Annotated in this window: 12 protein-coding genes and 1 pseudogene; 3 read left to right on the plus strand and 10 right to left on the minus strand. The window is 66.2% G+C overall.

From position 1 onward, the window contains the following. Positions 1-437: 437 nt before the first annotated feature. The 6 genes from AGRA3207_RS36430 to AGRA3207_RS36455 form a co-directional block, all read right to left on the minus strand. Positions 438-1,334: an alpha/beta fold hydrolase gene (locus AGRA3207_RS36430; RefSeq protein ID WP_231331876.1), complete on the minus strand. Its 897-nt coding sequence runs from the start codon at positions 1,332-1,334 to the stop codon at positions 438-440. A gap of 954 nt (positions 1,335-2,288) precedes the next feature. Then, complete coding sequence (locus AGRA3207_RS36435; protein WP_231331877.1) at positions 2,289-2,609, minus strand: hypothetical protein; 321 nt, start codon at positions 2,607-2,609, stop codon at positions 2,289-2,291. 1,505 nt (positions 2,610-4,114) lie between these two features. After that, positions 4,115-5,206, minus strand: a complete 1,092-nt coding sequence (locus tag AGRA3207_RS36440; protein WP_231331878.1) for a DUF1996 domain-containing protein — start codon at positions 5,204-5,206, stop codon at positions 4,115-4,117. 42 nt (positions 5,207-5,248) lie between these two features. Beyond that, complete coding sequence (locus AGRA3207_RS36445; RefSeq protein ID WP_231331879.1) at positions 5,249-5,671, minus strand: hypothetical protein; 423 nt, start codon at positions 5,669-5,671, stop codon at positions 5,249-5,251. Positions 5,672-6,374: 703 nt separating this feature from the next. Beyond that, positions 6,375-7,781 carry an LCP family protein gene (locus AGRA3207_RS36450; protein ID WP_231331880.1) on the minus strand — a complete coding sequence of 469 codons (1,407 nt, stop codon included), beginning with the start codon at positions 7,779-7,781 and terminating at the stop codon, positions 6,375-6,377. A 148-nt stretch (positions 7,782-7,929) separates the two neighbouring features. Further along, positions 7,930-8,388 carry a COG4315 family predicted lipoprotein gene (locus AGRA3207_RS36455; protein ID WP_231331882.1) on the minus strand — a complete coding sequence of 153 codons (459 nt, stop codon included), beginning with the start codon at positions 8,386-8,388 and terminating at the stop codon, positions 7,930-7,932. A 178-nt stretch (positions 8,389-8,566) separates the two neighbouring features. Between AGRA3207_RS36455 and AGRA3207_RS36460 the strand changes: the two genes are divergently transcribed. Then, positions 8,567-9,649, plus strand: coding sequence for a CHRD domain-containing protein (locus AGRA3207_RS36460; RefSeq protein ID WP_231331883.1), 1,083 nt, complete (start codon positions 8,567-8,569; stop codon positions 9,647-9,649). Positions 9,650-9,749: 100 nt separating this feature from the next. On the opposite strand, the gene eccB is transcribed toward AGRA3207_RS36460, so the two are convergent. Next, entirely contained in the window at positions 9,750-11,186 is a 1,437-nt protein-coding gene (gene eccB, locus AGRA3207_RS36465) for a type VII secretion protein EccB (RefSeq protein WP_231331884.1), read from the minus strand. A gap of 5 nt (positions 11,187-11,191) precedes the next feature. Further along, positions 11,192-11,485, minus strand: a complete 294-nt coding sequence (locus tag AGRA3207_RS36470; protein ID WP_231331886.1) for a hypothetical protein — start codon at positions 11,483-11,485, stop codon at positions 11,192-11,194. 123 nt (positions 11,486-11,608) lie between these two features. On the opposite strand from AGRA3207_RS36470, the gene AGRA3207_RS36475 reads away from it, so the two are divergent. Next, positions 11,609-12,757: a tyrosine-type recombinase/integrase gene (locus AGRA3207_RS36475; protein ID WP_231331888.1), complete on the plus strand. Its 1,149-nt coding sequence runs from the start codon at positions 11,609-11,611 to the stop codon at positions 12,755-12,757. A gap of 764 nt (positions 12,758-13,521) precedes the next feature. Here AGRA3207_RS36475 and AGRA3207_RS36480 read toward each other — a convergent pair. Then, a pseudogene (locus AGRA3207_RS36480) lies at positions 13,522-13,874 on the minus strand (helix-turn-helix domain-containing protein); the annotation flags it as partial. 251 nt (positions 13,875-14,125) lie between these two features. On the opposite strand from AGRA3207_RS36480, the gene fxsT reads away from it, so the two are divergent. Continuing rightward, the gene (gene fxsT / locus AGRA3207_RS36485) at positions 14,126-16,177 is read left to right on the plus strand and encodes an FxSxx-COOH system tetratricopeptide repeat protein (RefSeq protein ID WP_231331889.1); all 2,052 of its coding nucleotides are present in this window, start codon (positions 14,126-14,128) and stop codon (positions 16,175-16,177) included. Here fxsT and AGRA3207_RS36490 read toward each other — a convergent pair. Next, on the minus strand, positions 16,152-17,366 hold the full coding sequence (locus AGRA3207_RS36490) for a radical SAM protein (protein ID WP_338028242.1): 1,215 nt from the start codon (positions 17,364-17,366) through the stop codon (positions 16,152-16,154). The two genes, fxsT and AGRA3207_RS36490, sit on opposite strands and share 26 nt — an antisense overlap. Positions 17,367-17,404 lie beyond the last annotated feature (38 nt).

Raw genomic sequence — 17,404 nt, forward strand, 5'->3', positions numbered from 1 at the left:
CGGGTGGACCTAGCCTTGCGCATCCCCTGGGCGCTCAAAGCCGACCACCACCCCGCCAGGTGGCGTACTGGCTGTCCCGGTTCCACTCCTCAACCCACATCGCTCCTGCCGACATCGACCGCCTCGCCTGGGCATTCACTGGCCGCAGCACCGCAGACCCCGGCATCGCTTGGAAAGCCGAACTGGCCGCCAGAGGGTAGCAGTGGGCCGATCGCCGTCAGCTCGGACCCGCCGTGTAGGGAGCCAAGCGCAGCCGATCACCGTCAGAGAATAAAGACGGCTGTTGGTCCTCCGAGCCGGGGCGGGGTCGCATAGTTGTGGTACGAACGGCGGCCCGTGTCTGCGTCGAGCTGGCCTCTCTATCCGAATGTCCGGTGAGCTATGGCGAAGTCGTGTCCCTGCTGGTGCTTGGGCCAGGCCGGGCAGCGTAGCCGCCGCTATGGGCCGGTCATCGTGCCCGTATGGCGCGCGCTGTTCTGGCGGGTGTAGGTGAGGAAGCCGCGGATGATGTCGGTGCAGGCTTCTGGTTCGTCGGACAGGACGCCGTGGCCGCTGCGTTCGAGGATGCGCAGGTCGGCGCCTGGAATGGCTGCGGCGATCTCGGCGGAGAATTCCGGGGGGCATATCCAGTCGTGGAGGCCGCCGATGACCAGGGTGGGCGCGGTGATCTCGGGGAGCCGGTCGGTGACGTCGTAGTCGGGCAGGAAGCCTCCGAAGCCTTCGTTGAGGGCTTGGTGGTTGCGGATGCGCGGGTGCTTGCGGGCTTTGTCGAGGTCGTAGGTGAGGGAATAGAGCGGGCCGAGGGTCTCGAAGTAGTCGCGGAGCTGGTCGTCGCTGGTGAAGGCGCCGGTCCACAGGGGTTCGGCGGCCGCGCGCTGCTGGGGGGTGCCGCGTTCGGCAAGGATCTCCTGGGCGCGGGGGATGAAGCGGCCGCTGGCGGCGGTGACGATGGGGATCAGATGGGACAGATGCTGGCCGTAACGGGTGGCGTAGGTGAGGGCGACCATGCCGCCGTAGGAGACGCCCAGGATGCCGATCTTGTCCAGGCCCAGATAACGGCGCATGGCTTCGAGGTCTTCGACGTTGTTGTCGAGGGTGTAGGTGCTGCGGGGCCCGCGGGCTGAGCGGCCGCTGCCCCTTTGGTCGAGGTAGATGATCTGTGCTTTGTCGGCCAGGCGCGACAGCGCGCGTTTGAGGCCCGCGTGCTCACCACCGGGGCCGCCGTGCAGTGCGAACAGGACGGGCTTCTCCCACGTCCCATGCCGGTCGTCGTCGACCAGGCCCGCGCCGTCGACATCGAAGTACAGCGTGGTGTCACGGACAGTCGCGTACACCGGCCCTCCCATCGCGGTCAGCTGCTCGGTGCTTCTGTTGTAGCGGATGGTCCCAAGCCCGAACAGAAGCCAATGGCTGGCCGCAACGCCATCAAAGGTGTGCTGGTCGCATACTCGGTGAGTGCCGTGACCTGGATTCCGCTGCGAAATCAAGGTCCTGGCCAGCACAAACCCGCGCCAAGCAGAACGCCGCCCCGGCATGAACTCTTAGGCGCTCTTGCTGACCATCAAGACCTCCCCCTGGTCCTGTGGACCTAACAGCAGGCCGCAGGACCAAGGACCCTGAACCTCTAGGTTGTGGTTCCTTCTGTGACTCCAAAACGTCGACGGCAGCGAGGAATGGCGCGCGTGGCCAGCGGGGGGAGATCGCCCATGCTGCGGGTGTCAGGTCGGTATCAGGACGGCGCGGCGGCGGCCTGGGATAGCCGGTCCGGGCCCGGACGTAGCGGCCCGTCAGATGCGCCCGGGCGGCCTCGCCTTGCCCATCTCCTGCGACGGCATCGGCGCGTCATCCAGAATCGGACATCAGATCCGCGGCCCCACTGCCGGGAACCGGCCGCCCCGAAGCGTCGCCGGACCGGGCACTCCAGAGGCCGAACCGGGCGATCATTCGGGGGGCCTCTCCGGTGCCGGCTCGGCAGCTCGGGGTATCCGGTGGGGGAGATCGGGAATCCACCCGGTCAAGGAACCGGCTGAATGAGACCTCCCCCACAGCTATCAAGGGCCGCGCCGAGCGCGGTCAGGACGAGCACCCGGACCACGCCGAACAGACCACACCGGAACGAACGACGGCCGAGCCTGACGGCGCCGAGCCGGTGATGATCGCGCTGGCCGGTAACGGGTGTCGGCAAGGTGAGGAACAGGAGCCTGATCGAAGACGAGACCGCCCCTGCGGGTCCGCTGTCCAGGACGGGCGGAGGGCGTGGGCCTCTTGGGCGGCTTGTCGTGTTGCGGCTATCGGGGAGCGTAGAAGCTGCGGAAGGGCCACTCCTCGAAGAGGTCTCCGGCCTGGACGTACCTGTAGACGTTTCCCTGGCAGCCGCCGTTGCCGTACACCTCGATCCTGCGGTCGGTGTTGTTGCCGAGGACCGTCTGCCGTCCGGTGGTGTAGCAGCCCACGGGGTTGACGTAGTCCCGGTGGCCTTTGCCTGAGCCCGGGGTCCAGACGCGGACGTAGCCTTGTGCGGCGTCGGCGGGAGCCGCGGTCACGGCGGTGAGGCTTCCTGCCAGTGTCGTGCTCAGCGTCAGCGCGACGAGGACGGATGCGGGGCGCATCAGGTTCCCTTCTGTGAGTGGTTTCTTACCTGGGGCATTCCGTCTCGGAGCGATCACATAACGTTGCCGATGGTGACTCGTTGCTACCGTCTTGGTTCTGGCCCGGCTCCCCTGGTATCCCGAATCGTTGATTCATTGCAGTATGCGGCGAGGGTTTCGAGGATCTCGTCGGCGGGTTCGGTCCGTACGAACGGCTTCGGGACCTTGTTCCATTCGTAGACGCAGCCGCAGACGTCGCGTTCCAGTTCGGCCACGCTGCGGTGGGCTGAGCGGCGCAGTTTGCGGTTGGTGAACTCGGCGAAGCCAGGGGCGGAGGCGTGGGTGGGGGCGTGCCGTCCAGCCATGCCGATGGGTCGCGAAGGATGTTGTCGCGGCCGTGGAACAGGCCGGTGGACATGCGCGGGAACGGCCCGGGCGCGTACGCGCGGTCGATAGAGTGCACCGGATTCAAGCCCAGGGTCGGGTCGCCGATGCCGGGGTCGAGGCCTTCGGGCGGCCGGTGGGGTGGCGGCTGAGGCGCCCAGCATCACCGTGCGGCGCCGCTCGACTGTCAGCCGATGCGGCAGCCGGGCGGCGGTCCCGGCCCGGCACACATCCAGCAGCACCAACGTCGTCGGCCGAGCCGGGTCCTCATCGGCCTGCAGGCGTCGGACTCCTGCTCACCGCCAGCGAACGAGCCGATCAACGCGCACGACGCCCGCCGCACCCGGTCACTCAATCCCGCAGCTCCCCAGCACCCGGCCGCTCGTGCTGGCAGGCTGGCCACCGACGGCACCCGCCCACACCCGAACAAGCCAACCTGGCCGGCCTCGGACGCACCACCGGGCAGCCACGGGGACGGCACCAGGAGCGGGGCGCGGGGGCGGCGCGGGCCGGTACGGCGCCGACGAAGGACGCAGGATGATCCTGACCATTGGGGGAGCGTTGCCATGACCACCAGCTCCGGGCCCGGTGCGGCTGCCGTCGCGGCCTGAGAGTCACAATTCTTGGACCGATTACTGCCGTCCGGTGTCATTGCCCGGCCGTCGGCCTCGCCGCCGCAAGTCTCTGAACATGCCACGCGGCCGGTGCCGCGCGCCGGTGGAATGCGGCGGGCCGGTACGCGCTGGACCGCGCGGCCGAGCACGCGGCCGCCGCCGGACGCGTGGACCGATAACGCCCGCCGAGCTTTGCCACGTGCTCCGGGAGCAGGGCCATCGCGGTAGCGTCCGCACCATCCGCCGCTACGTTGCGCCGCTGCAGGCGGGGCTTCATGCTCCTGAACTGCCGTCCAAACCGCCGTCCGTCCACGATGTTCGACGCTGGATCACCAGCGGCCCCGATCACCTCACCGACACCGACAAAGCTCGAAGGACGCGTCGGCGAACACGCTGGGGTATCGCCGGAGTTGACCCGTCAGCGCGTCCCATCAGCAGTCCGCTGGACGTGACCTCCAGGGCACCGCTCGGGATCGGATCGACCCGGGCGGTGCCCAAGGTGTGGTGTACTGCCGGACTCGCTCGCGCTTATGAGCAGTCCTGACCGTCGTTGATGCAGTCGGTGGCGCGGCGCATGAGACCGTCGGGCATCACGTTGACGAAGTCTCCGTGATCGGTGATCGGGCTGTGCTTCTCCTTGGGGAAGCTGTCCAGCGCGAAAAGCCGGTTCTGCGGTATCTCGTAGGTGAGCACGAACACCAGGTGCGGTATCGGCTTGAAGTCGTCGTCGCATTCGCCGTCGCGCTTCGGGAAGACGACGTGGGAACGGTGGTCGGCGCTGTCGGTGTTCTCACCGTCCCAGCAGCTCGGGAAGTCCAGGACGCGGGCCACCCTGCTGCCGGGCGGGCAGAGCGGATACTTGTCGGTCCTTCGGTCGCCGAATCCGGTGCACGTCCATTGGGCCCGCGCCTTGTCGCCACCGTCCGACTTCGCTTTGGCGTCCCCGGTGATCATTCGCAGGAAGCGCGGCATCTCCCGGATCCTGTCCCGTGCGTTCCCGGAGAACCGCAGGGTCACCGAGGACGGTGTGAGCGGCTTTCCGACGTTGCCGTCCTTCTTGCTCTGCCGTGCTTGCGGGGTGTCGTCCCGTTCGCCTCGCAAGCGCAGAACCGGCCAATAGTAGGTCGACTTGTCCCCGCTGCGGCACGTGGTGTCCGCCTTCTCAAGGCTCTCGTCGTCGGAGTCGCCGTCCGTGGACTCATTGCCGACGTAGTCGTGGAGATGCTGCGCACCGTTCCGCACGCCGGGCGCGGCGATGACATTGTCGGAGTTATAGTGCTCGTTCTCGTTCCTGCCGCACCGCGAGATGAACGTCCCTTTCGAGCCGCCGTCGCGGAACCTCGGCCGCCGGAAGTCCGGGCGGACGTCCCGGATGTCGACGAAGTCGTTCCGGTCCGGGCCGAGGTCGTCACGCCCGTCGCCGCGCTCACCCTCGTCGCGGTCCCGCTTCTCCTGGTCGTCGGGCTCGCCTCGATGGCCGCCGTCCCGATCGTCATGATCGTGGACGCCGACGACCGCGGCATCGAGGGCCGGGCCCCGCGCCCATGCGGAACCGTGCCCTGCCGCAACGGTGGCGACCGCCACCGCGGGCAGGATCACCGTGAGACGGTTGATTCGCATTCTGGTTCTCCTGAATTCGATGTGGCCGATACTCGGGCTCCGTCAGTGGTGCGCGTCACCCATTTTCAGTTCGCCGCCCACCTTCTCCTTGAGGGGGCCCAGCGACTGCGGCGTTCCCACCACGACGAAACGTGAGCCGATCAGATAGGCGCCGCCCCATTTCGTGGCCTCGGTCAGCCAGGCGTCCCTGTTCTGATCCGTTCCGAAGGTCACCATCGTGTAGCGGCCCTGTGGTGTTCTGCAGGTCCCCTGGCGCAGGTCCCTGACATTGCGCTTTCCCGTGATCTGCGCACAGCCGATCTTGGAGGCCAGTGCGCCGAGATCGGCGGGGGCGCCCGCGGGAGGACCCGCGGGCGGGTCCGAACGGCCGTCAGAAGAACAGCCCACGGCCAGACCGAAGACCAATGCGGCGACGGAGTACTGCCTTATGCGTCGAAAAATTCTCCCGGGCCCTTCGCGGGTCATCGGGCGCCTCCCCTTGTCCGGAAACAAGCGACTCGCCCAGAGCTACGACCGGCAAGGGGGTCGAGTTCACGCCTTTCTCGGCAATTTCCGTGAGGCCGGCACGGGACAGAAGGTCAGACGCGAATGCTCAGGAGGTCTCCGATGCCGTCGGCTCGGACGCCAGCCCCTCGGGTCGGCCCCGTCGCGGCGGGTCGTCCCGATGACGACTCCGCCCGCGAGGGACTGCGGTGGCGACGGCGAGCAGGATTCCGGGGCGCCGGACGCCGCGTCCGGTCCCGTCGCGGAGGTCCACTAGTTCGCCGGCGCACCGCCCGGACGTGGCGAGGTGGTCTTCGAGCGCCCTCGCGTCGTCGGGAGCGAGCCTTAGCGCATGTGCCCCGGCATCGGTGTGTTCGACCTCGGCAGTAACGCCGTCACTCCCTTTCCACCGAGGCGGTCCGCAGCGCGTGGCAGACCCGTGACTTCACCGTTTCGACGGATCGCGAGCTATTCAGCGGCCTCGTTCACGGTGCGCCCGCTCAGCACCGTCTCGTTCAGGATCTGGCGGTGAGCCGCCGACGGCGTGCGGACGGCCTCTACGACCGTGACGGTGCCCACGCGAGTCTCCCACCCGTCGAGCGCGCCGCTCGTCGGCGTGAACCGTCCGTGACGACACGACGCCGAAGGCCGCTCTGCCAGGCCCTCGAAATCAGCCGCAGCTCAGCTAGGCGCAGGCGGTGTCCAGCGGGTCCGGCTGGTTCCTGTTCGTGCGGGCTTGCGCCCTCCGGACCGGCGATGACGGCCGTCCAGGGCCCTCGCTCTTGCTGAGCGCCTGCGCGGCCAACTGGCGGATGCGCCTCACATCGGGGCGGAACACCTGGACGCGCGGCGGCACGAACTGCAGGCTGCGAACCTCGGCGCCCCGCTTCACCTTCCCGGACAGCTCGACCAGCGCGGGCAGCAGCCTGGCGGGGATGTCGGTGGTGATGGTCTTCTTCGTCGCGTCGGCCAGCCGCCCGACGTTGGTGAGCACGCGCCGCGGGTCGGCCTGGTCGGCGAGCGCCTTCATCAGGCACTTCTGCCGTCCCATCCGGGCGAAGTCGCTGCTGCCCTGGCGGGCCCGCGCATACCAGAGGGCCTGGGTGCCGTCCAGTTCCCGGGTCCCGGCCCGGATGACGCCGGACGGTCTGCTGCCGTCGGACGGGCCGCCGAAGGGGATGTCCCGCTGGACGCGCAGCCGCACTCCGCCGACGGCGTCGACGATGTCGCGGAAGCCGAACAGGTTGACCAGGACGTAGAAGTCGACGGGCTGACCGAGCAGGAACGAGATCTGTTCCCGCATGAGCCGCGGGCCGCGCCGCCCGGCCGGGACGCCTGGCACGAGCGACGGATCGTTCTCCGCGGCCTGGTACATCTCGTTCAGCAGGCCCTCGGCGCCGGGCGCCGTACCGGTGAAACCGTCCGGCCAGCGCGGCCGCAGCCGCGGCGGGACGGCGAAGCGCTGCAGGTTGCGGGGGAGGCCGAGCAGCACGGTGTCGCCGGTCGCGGTGTCGATGCTCGCCACGGTCATGCTGTCGGGACGGATGCCCTGGCGGTTGGCCGCGCCGTCCCCGCCCATCAGCAGGATGTTGACGCGCGGCTTGTTCAGCTCCGCCCCGGCCAGGGCCGGATCATCCTGGAAGATGCCGGAGATGGTGCCGCGCAGCGCGTAGGCGTCGCGGGCCGCCAGGCCGAGCGGCGCGCAGACTGCGGCGACGAGGATCGCCACGGCCATCGCCGCCGCGGCCTGCCCGCCCGCGCTGATCCGCCGTGGCCGTACGACCTGGTAGGACCGGACGACCACCGCCGCCCAGGTCAGGGCGAGCACGACAATGGCGGCGATGACGCCGTCCAGTTGTTGCGGCCGCACCGCGACGCGCTCCACATCCTCGCGGAAGCCCAGCGCCAGCGTGGCCGCGCCGCCGATCAGCGCGGCGAACAAGGTCATCAGCGCCGCCCCCGTGCCGCGGCGCCCGGCCGAGAGGTGGGCGACGCCCCACACCATCGTGGAGGCCACGGTCAACCCGAGCGCCCGCCCGAGACCGTTCCGGGGCCGCGGTTCCGTCCAGTACGGCGGCGTGCGATACGTCATCTGTACGCTCCCCGGGTCCCGAAATCGCCTTATGAATTAGTACGTTCTCGTCCCCGACACGAGTTCAACGGCGGGAGCCCCAGGTCGGCCAATCTCGGCCGCCGATCCGTGAGGACCCCGCCCAATTGCCGTCGGCCCGGCGCCGCCATTACGCTTCTCGTCGGACGATCTTGCCGTCGGCGCCGACGACGAACCATTCACCGTCGACGCCTTGACCGTCGAGATCGCCCGGCTTCCCGTCGCCCGCGTAGTAGTAGAGCGGCCAATCACCGTAGGTGGCCTGGAAAGTGCCCTCCGAGCGCTGAGAATGCTTCACCAGCGACCGGTTCACTCCCTGACCGGGCGTGACCTTCGTCTTGCTCGCGAACGCGGGCCAGGTGGCGATGCACTCGTTCTCGCAGGCGCTGCTCCCCGCCTTGTCCCTGGTGAAGGCGTACAGGGTCCGTCCGGCCTGGTCGGTGATGATCGGCCCGAGATCGGACTGGCTGACCTTGATGCCGGCGTGCTCGCCGGACGCCTTTCCCGTCCGGCCCTCGCTGGAACCGCCGCATCCGGCGAGCCCGATGACGGCGACCGCCGCGCCGAGCAGAGCAAAACGTGCGCGCATGGCAATGCTCCCAATGCTTGGGGGGTGAGTTACATGTACTCCCTGCTACACGTGGAGTTCGGCGGAGCGGGTTCAATTCGATTCATCGAATTTTCTCTTGAACCCGCCCTCAAGATCTCGTCGTACACCGGGGCGCTTACCGCTCAGACTCACGTCCACTCACTTCAAAGGATCACCAATGCGCAAGAACCTCATCTCATTGCCGGTCACGGCGGTCACTGCGGTCACAGCGGTCACGCTGGGGCTGCCGGCGGCGGTCCCCGCGTATGCGGACGGCCACCCGACGCCCGGCTCCGCCACCCCGGCAGCGGGGCAGGAGCACGGGCACGATCACGGTGCGCCCGCACCTGCCGGCTCGTCGTCGGGTGCCCCGAGCCCGGCTGCGGGCGCCTCACAACAGCCTGCTCCGCCCCAGACCGGGCAGCAGGGCGAGCCGGCTCCGCAAGGCCGGGTCGCGACGAACAAGGCGCGCAACAAGCCGGTGTTCCTGGTGGCCAGGCTTTCGGGCGCCAACGAGGTGCCGGCCTCCGCGGGCGATGCGGACGGGAGCGGCACCGCCCTGGTCCGCGTCCAGGGCGACCGGGTGACCTTCGCCCTGGACTGGAACGGCATCACCGCCCCGACGCTCGGGCACATCCACCGTGGCCCGGCCGGTGTCAACGGCGATGTCGCGGTGCCGCTGTTCGCCAGCGCGATGCCGGCGACCGTGACCTCGGCCGCGGGCGCCGTCACCGTCACGGATCCCGCGACCGCCGACGGTCTGCGCGCCAACCCGGGCAACTGGTATGTGAACCTGCACACCAAGGAGAACCCGAAGGGCGCCGTCCGCGCCCAGCTCGCGCCGCTCGGCGGCAGGCGCGACGTGCTGAGGCTGCTCAAGACCGGCGGCAGGCGCGCGTTCCTGTCCGGTGACCAGGAGGTCCCGGTGAAGGACGGCCCCGCCGTCGGCGACCCGGACGGCAGGGCGGTCGCCTTCGTCCGGCCCGCGGGCACCGGCTCGGTCCGGTTCGCCTTGGCCTGGGTCGGCGTCACGCCCAGCCTCGCGCACGTCCACCGTGGCAGGTTCGGCGTCAACGGCCCGGTCACCGTCAACATGGTCACCACCCCCGTGCCCAGCACGATCTTCGCGGTGGCGGGCACCGCGACCGGCGTCGATCCGGGCGTCGTCCAGGGCATCCGCGCCAACCCGCGCAACTGGTACGCCAACATCCACAGCACCGAGTTCCCGGGTGGCGCCGTTCGCGGCCAGCTCAACGGCTGACCTTCCGACCGGAAGAGGCCGGGGCGTGGAGGGTGACTCCACGCCCCGGCCTCTTCCTGTGTCCGGGAGGCCGACTCGTCCGGACGGCCGTCGGTTGAGCTCAGCTTCCGCCCTTTCGCCCGGACCCCGCCGCGGCGGGACCCGCGGCCGCGGCTCGGGCCAAGGGCGGGCCCGACGGCAGCAGGTCGAGGACGGCCGCCGGGACGGGCACCGGCTCGACGCCCGCGTAACCGAGCGCGGAGAGGTCGTCGTCGCCGGGTACCGGGTACTTCACCCCGAGATCGGTGATCAGGTAGCGGACGCCGATGCCGCTGCCCGGGGCCGGGAGCGACCGCACGAGCGCGCCGGTGCCCGATCTGACCAGGACGGTGTGCGCCGTCCTCGGGTCGGGATCGGTGACCGGTATGCCCCCGGCGGGGATTCCCGACGCGGGCACGACGACCTGGACACTCGCGCCCCGGGCCGAGTCCACGAGAACCGAAGTGCAGATGGGCCGGTCGTTCCCGCCCGCCTGCCGGACGCGCGGCGGCGTGGCGGGCAGGCCGCCGGTGAAGGCGGGGGCGTCGGACAGGTGCTGTGCCGCGGCGGCGGACTGCACGGGGACGGCCCCGGCCGTGCGGCCTCCGTAAGCGGCGGCCGTGCCCGGATCGCCGAGCACCAGGCCGGCGACGGTGACGCTGACCTGGCGGAGCCCGTCGGCGAACAGGACGAAGTACTGCCTGACCGTGCCGGGGTTCTCGGTGGTGAAGACCTGGCCGATGCGGGTCGGGCGATCGCCGATGGCGGGCCCGGCCCCGCCGCGGCCGGGGACCCGGGGCGGCGCGACGTCGCCTCCCGCGGGCAGCATGTTGATCCACTGGTCCGCGACGGGGTACGGGACGACGCCCCGGTAGCCGAGGGAGAACGGCCCGGCGGCGGTGGTGAACCGGTGCCTGCGGCCCTGCCACAGCAGATACGTCTGGCCGGCGGACGTGCGGACGAGCATGCCCTCGTCCGCGCCGGCGGCCGACTTCGGTGCGGCCACGTTCATCGTCACGACCACCTGGTCGCTGGTCCGGCCCGCGGAGCCGGTCCGCGCCGTGGTGCAGACCATCCAGTCCCGTCCCCCCAGCGAGGAGGATCCGGGGAGCGCGTCGGGCGCGCCCGGGATGCCCACGGGGAAGCCGCGCGGGGTGTTCTTGAGCGTGTTCTCGTGCACGGAGGCGAGCTTGGCCTCCCGTCCGGCGATCAGCCGGCCGGAGGCGAGGTTCGCCACCGGGTGCAGGCGGCCGCCGAGGAAGACGTAGCGCGCCCCGCTCTCCTTCACCGAGACCAGCGCGCCCTCGGCCCGCCAGTCGCTGGACCCGCCCGGCCTGATCAGCCCGTAGACGCCGAAGCCCGCGACGAGCAGCGTGCCGATCACCGCGCCGATGACGGCGCCGGTGGTGACGCGCTTCATCGGCGGATCGGGGGCGTCGGGGTCGCCGCTGACGATCGCCGCGTTGAGACGCCCCACCGCGCACATGTGGGACTGGACCTGATCCCGCTTGTTCTGCACGGCCGTCAGTCCCCGAAGGCCCGCGCCCAGCCGTAGCTGTGCAGGACGGCGAGCGTGAGCACGGGCAGGGCGATGGAGACGGCGGACTCGGCGAGGTCGGCGGCGCGTCCCCAGTAGGGCAGCAGCCGCTTGCCCGGCATCCGCTCGGCTCCGACGAGGAACAGGCCGGTGAGCGCGACGAGGAGCGCCAGGACCGCGCCGGTGGCCGCCGGCCGGTCCTTGACCCAGTGCACGACGTACAGCCCGAGCCCGTAACAGGCGGGCAGGATCACCGTGAGCCGCGTCCACGCGCCGGACATGACCGTGCGCGACCTGCTGGGGCACTACGCGCGGCCGCCGGCGGACGAGCCGCACGGCAACGGCCGGTACTGCCGTCAGGTGCTGGACGGGATGGTCGCCCGGCACGCCCTGAGCGTCTTCCGGTGGGCCTGTCGTTGTCGGCTGATGTCGCGTACCGCAACGATCGTCTCAAGCCTTACCGGGCACGGGTCCGCTGGGTTGATCCGGTGGACAAGCGGCGCCGCTCGATCTCCGAAGCGGCCCCTGACCAGGGCACGGCGCAAGAGTGGATCGATGAGGTGATGGCGGCTGCGGCGGCGGGCGTGGATCCGGCCACCTTCACGATGTCGCTCGCCGAGTACGGCAAGTGCGTGATGCCGCTGGCCATGCGGGGACTGGAGGCCAAGAGCCTTGATCCCTACCTGGCCGGATGGCGGCTGCGGGTGCTCCCGTCGCTGGGTCATCTGCCCGTGCGGCGGATCACCAATGGCGTCGTGGATCGGACCGTGTTCGGCTGGATCGATGAGGGACACGGCCGCTCGACAGTGAAGAACAGTCTCGCTGCGCTGGTGCGGGTGATGGAACAGGCCGTCCGTGATGGGCTGATCGGCCGTAACCCGGCCCGGATTACCGGTTGGCAGCGTCAGTACCGGCAAGCGTTCGATGAGCTGGACGACCCGCGGGCGCTGGCGCTGCCGGACTGGACGGCGCTGGTCAAGCTCGCCGATGCGCTCGTGGCCCGTTCGGCCGGCCGATTCTCGGGCTGGGGTGAGGCGGTCGTCTTCGCCGCGTGCACGGCTGCCCGGATCGGTGAGGTGTCGGGTGTGCGGGTCCGCGACATCGACCCGGACACCTGGGTGTGGACGCTGCGCCGTCAGACCACGCCGAGTCCCGGCGGCCTCATCGACAAGGCCACCAAGGGACGGCGCGCCCGTCGGGTGCCGCTGATCGAAGAGGTGCGTCCGCTGGTGGCCCGGCGGCTGGGCAAGCTTCAAGGCCAGCCTGATGCCCGGCTGTTCACCGGGCCGCGCGGCGGCCGTCTGACCACTGCCGTTCTGCGGGATGCCACGCACTGGGATGAGGTCGTGACCGCGCTCGGCTTTGAGAAGCTGCGGCGCCATGACCTGCGGCATACAGGTCTGACCTGGATGGCGGACGCGGGCGTCCCGGTGCATGTGCTGAGGCTGATCGCGGGGCATGGCTCGCTCACGACGACGCAGCGGTACCTGCATCCGGACTTGGACGCGATTGTCGGGGCCGGTGCGGCGCTGAGCGCGCATCTCGCTAAATGATCGTGGTCCCCAAGCGGTCCCCAACAAAGATCCGCACTGCCCGGTCAGGCGAAAGGTGCGTGTCCATGCGAAAGCCCTGCGACCTCGGCAAACGCCGTGATCAGCAGGGCTTTTCGTGCTGTCGGGACGGCGGGATTTGAACCCACGACCCCTTGACCCCCAGTGAGGACGGACAGGACCGAGCACTTGCAATGATCAAGATTGCCCCAGGCCGGGCCGCTGGTACCACCCAGTCTGGCCCGGCCTGCCCTCATCTGAGCGGCGAGATCGTCCCACAGATCTCCCATGGGCAGGTCAGCTGCTGTGATCGCGACAGTCCCCTCTTCTTGTAAATCCGCATATTGACTTCACTGGCATGGTCGCCACTGCCGATTGGTCGCGGAGTTGGATAGTCACGAAGAGCGGATAACCGGGGCCCCGCATTCGCGACACCCGCCCTAAGAGGGTGATCTCCGTCGTGCAGCGGGTTTGGTGCCGTACATTTTGTTGGAGTTTTCACAGTTTGACGGCATCCACTGTGCGATCTCGCGTCGTGTTACGAGTGGTGGGGTGGTGCCGTCACTGTGCCAATCCGGGACGCTCGTAGGAGGCCCTCTGGTCAGCCTCCGGTGCGCTCTCGAGCTCGCGTCCTGCTGCCCGTACATGAGGCGGCTTCGGACGTGATGATGGAGACGTCGGGAGGGGCCTAAGTCTTGCGAAACCCCGGACCATCTTACGAATCTGCCGGGCGGACATCGGCCTGGACGGTCACGGCGAACAGGCCGCCGGTCGGCCTTCACCCGGTCGGTGCGGATGAGCGTCCCATCCAGCACCAGCAGGTGCAGCCCGTCCCAGACCGCCCGGCGCAGAGCGGCCGTGAGCTTCGGCGAGCGGGACGACAGCAGCGCGACGACCTCTTCCACATAACGCCAGGCGGTCGGAGCCGACACCTCGAAACCCGCCCCGAGCTGTGCGAACGTCTCGCCTTTACGTAGATGGACCAGCACCAGCAGGGCCTGCTGGTCGGTGCAAGGAGCCGCCAGGCCGAACCGATCGCCTTGCGATGCCGGCGGATCAACCCGGCCACGTAGTTCAGCGTTGAACGCGACAAATCGACGGCAGCACGATAGAACAGCACCGAAGCTCCTGGTCCAGACGGGTATTGGTTATGGTGATCAACCCATCTACCAGGGGCTTCTCATCTTCTGAGGCGGAACGACCAACCCGCAGCCGGCTGTGATCAGCCGACTCGAACCAGGAATGAAAAAGGCTCGATGTACTGCGCCTAAGATTCGTTGTGTGAGTCTATGCTGGGTAGATGGCGAGGACCGGCAGACCGAAGGCTCCGGTGATGGTGAGTGAGGCGGATCGGGCGGGGTTGCAGCGCACATGATGCGGTGGTTGATTGCGACTGGTGCGGGAATAGTCTCGGTAGGTGTTGTATGGATCTGGTGTGACTTGTGGGTTGGTTTAGATGTGCAAACTTCGGCAACTGTTGCCGCCTTGGTACTGCCAATTGTGGGAGCACCACTGGCTGCGTGGGCCGGACACGCGGCATCCAATGGCTCGGCAAGTGAAAGCTCCTCTAGAGAGGAGCGGCCTGAGCTGATGCCAGCATGGAATTTGCCGCCACGTAGCCGGATATTCGTTGGTAGGAGTGGTCAGCTCAAGATGCTAAAAGGTGGACGTCGCAAACGAGGCCAAGCTGTCGTCCAGGTGCTTTATGGTGCTGGGGGTATCGGAAAGACTTCACTTGTAGTCGAGTATGCGTACCGTTTTGCTGATCGATACAGTATTGTTTGGTGGATTGATGCTGAGCAGGCCGAATCGATCCCCGGCCAGATTGCAGCCCTCGGTGTCGCAGCGGGTTGGGTTATGCCAAATGCGGACATCCCATCAGCGGCGCAGCAGACCATTCGTCGACTGCGAGTGATAAGCGGCTGGCTCATAATCTTCGACAACGCTGAGACGCCGTTGACGGTAAATAGATGGTTACCTCAAGGATCAGGCCATACTCTTGTTACCTCACGAAGTCCCAATTGGGAAATGGTCGGTACTTCAGTACCGCTGAGTGTATTCTCGCGTACCGAATCGGTGGAATTGATAAAGCGTCTTGTGTCCGTATCGGAAGATGAGGCGGACCGAGTTGCAAATATACTCGGAGATCTTCCCCTGGCCATTACTCAGGCGTCTTTCGTTATGAGCGAAACGGGTATGAGCGCAGCGGAGTATCTTTCCGAGCTGACGACAGATGGTCGTGAGTTGTTGAGCGATGGGCAACCTCCGAATTATCATGCCTCACTTGCCCAGGTGGTGACGAGTTCATTGGGCCGGCTTGATGCGGAAGATCGTGCGGCAGTCCAAGTACTGGAGATCTGCTCGATGTTGGCGGCTGAACCTATCCCAATTGATATCTTCGCATGTGGCACTGACGGGACGTTCTGTGAACCTCTATCACAGACAGTGCGGTCGACGCTGGCGCTACGTCGTTCGCTGGGGCGTATTGCGCGATATGGGTTGGCTAGAGTTGATCAATCTAATATTCAACTGCACCGGCTTGTACAGCTTATTATAGCCGAGAAGATCGATCGTACCTCGCTTCGACGTGTTCGTAAATGTGCTGATAGGGCGCTCGCAAGCGCCTGCCCTGACGACAGCAGAGACACTGCATCGTGGGAACGGTGGGAGCACCTGCTCCCACATTTGCTCGCGACGGATCTTGCTGGAACCAGTTCACCTGCTCTGCGATCCGCTGCATGCAGATTCGTTTGGTATCAGCTGGAACGTGGCGAGTTGGAGCGAGGCGAAGAATTGGCACGATCTCTCCACTATCAGTGGCGTGTTACGCTTGGGCCTGACGACCCGCAAAACCTCGACGCTGCTCATGCGCTCGTGAGTGCCTTTATACGTCAGAGACGCTACGCAGAAATTCAGTCACTAGTTACAGAAGTATTTGAGCGGCGATGCAATGTGCTTGGAATAGATCATCAAGACACTCTGAATTCTGCGGATCATCTTGCCTCCATCATGAGGGAACTAGGAGAGCTGGAAGTTGCTCGGGCCCTGCACGAAGAAACGTTGACTCGAAAGAAGCAAGTTCTTGGTGAGAATCATCGCGACACCATGGGAACGGCACATAATCTAGCTTTGGATCTAAGGCGACTTGGATTATTTGAGGATGCGTTGACACTCAATGAAGAAACGTTATCGGGTCGACGTGAAGCCCTCGGGGACAATCATCCTCATACTCTTTTGTCTGCCCATGACGTAGCGGTCGATCTTCGCGCACTTGGCCATCTAGATCAAGCGTTGGCATTGTGTCAGGACACTGTGGTTCGAAGGAAGCTCCTGCTTGGCGAGGAGCATCATGCAACACTTGACTCGGTTCGACTCGCTGCGGATCTATGGAATCAAGTCAGACGCGGTGGGAATAGGCGCTAAAGCTGGAAACGCTGACCGTGACATCTGGCCGACCCATAAGTTCCTTCTTGAGTCGGTCCATTATATGCCTTACTAGCAGTTTTATATCTTCGCAATAGACGCTTACACGGTTGAATCCCTGAGCCTTTGAATACCTGTGCGCCACCAGTCCGCCGCCGCATACGCTGAAGATCGGGCAGGCAAGGCATTCATTAGCCGCTGAAACCGCTTTGCTGCTTGTAGCGGCAATTAGAGGCATACTCTCAACCTCTCGAATCTCGTGATGCCAGACATCCATGCCGGTTGATGTGACCCCCTCGTAGGCCGATTTGAGAACATCAGAAGCGTGGTACGTTCCATCTGGCTCCACTGCAATTGTTTTTTGACTCTCTGCACCAAACGACTCATAGCCAAACTTCCCGCCCAGCAGCAATCGCATAATCACTGTAAAGGTCCGGACCTCAAGCTGATTTGACCTGTCCATCCACAAATTGAAAAGTTGGATCATCCATCGACCAAGCGCACCATTGCGGTATTCCTTCGGCAAAGTGTCGTGATTAAAATTTGGGAAGAGGAAGTCGACCTGTGCTGCGCCAAGTTCGATGAAGTAGTCTAACTGGACTATCGGGGGCACGCTGATATCAGCGTACGATAGGAATCCGCCGAGAAGAGGCCGACTATTTGTGGCCTCACGAAGCCTAGACAGTCCGTCGAGGACAGCTCCTGAGGTGCCGATTCCGTGCTTGTCGACGCGATGCTCATCATTGACTTTAGGGGGCCCATCGAGGCTAATTCCAATGTGGACTTTACGAGACTTAAGTTTCTGAACAGCCTCCATGGAGAGTAGTGTACCGTTTGTCTGTACGCCCAGATGAGTTTCACACCCTACCGTGTCTAGTCCGTGGCTGATGGTAGTGAAGAAGTGCGCGAGACGCTCCGGGCCTATAAGAAGAGGCTCGCCACCATGCGCTACGACTATCAATGCTGAAAGTGACCGATATTGCGCGTACTCGGCGAGGCGCTTAGCAATCGCCTCGATTGTAGTCGTATCAATGACTTGTGGTTGCCGGCGCCAACTCTGATCCGCCATTTCATAAATGTAACAATAAGTGCAGGCGAGATTGCAGCGACTTGCAACCTTGATCACTGCCGTTCGGACCGGGTGATTTTGATCAAATTCTGATCGAGAAGGAATATTCATGAATAGCATCTCCGCGATTTCAATTAGATTATCGCATCATATTTGAA

The organism is Actinomadura graeca (genome assembly GCF_019175365.1).
Taxonomy (GTDB): domain Bacteria; phylum Actinomycetota; class Actinomycetes; order Streptosporangiales; family Streptosporangiaceae; genus Spirillospora; species Spirillospora graeca.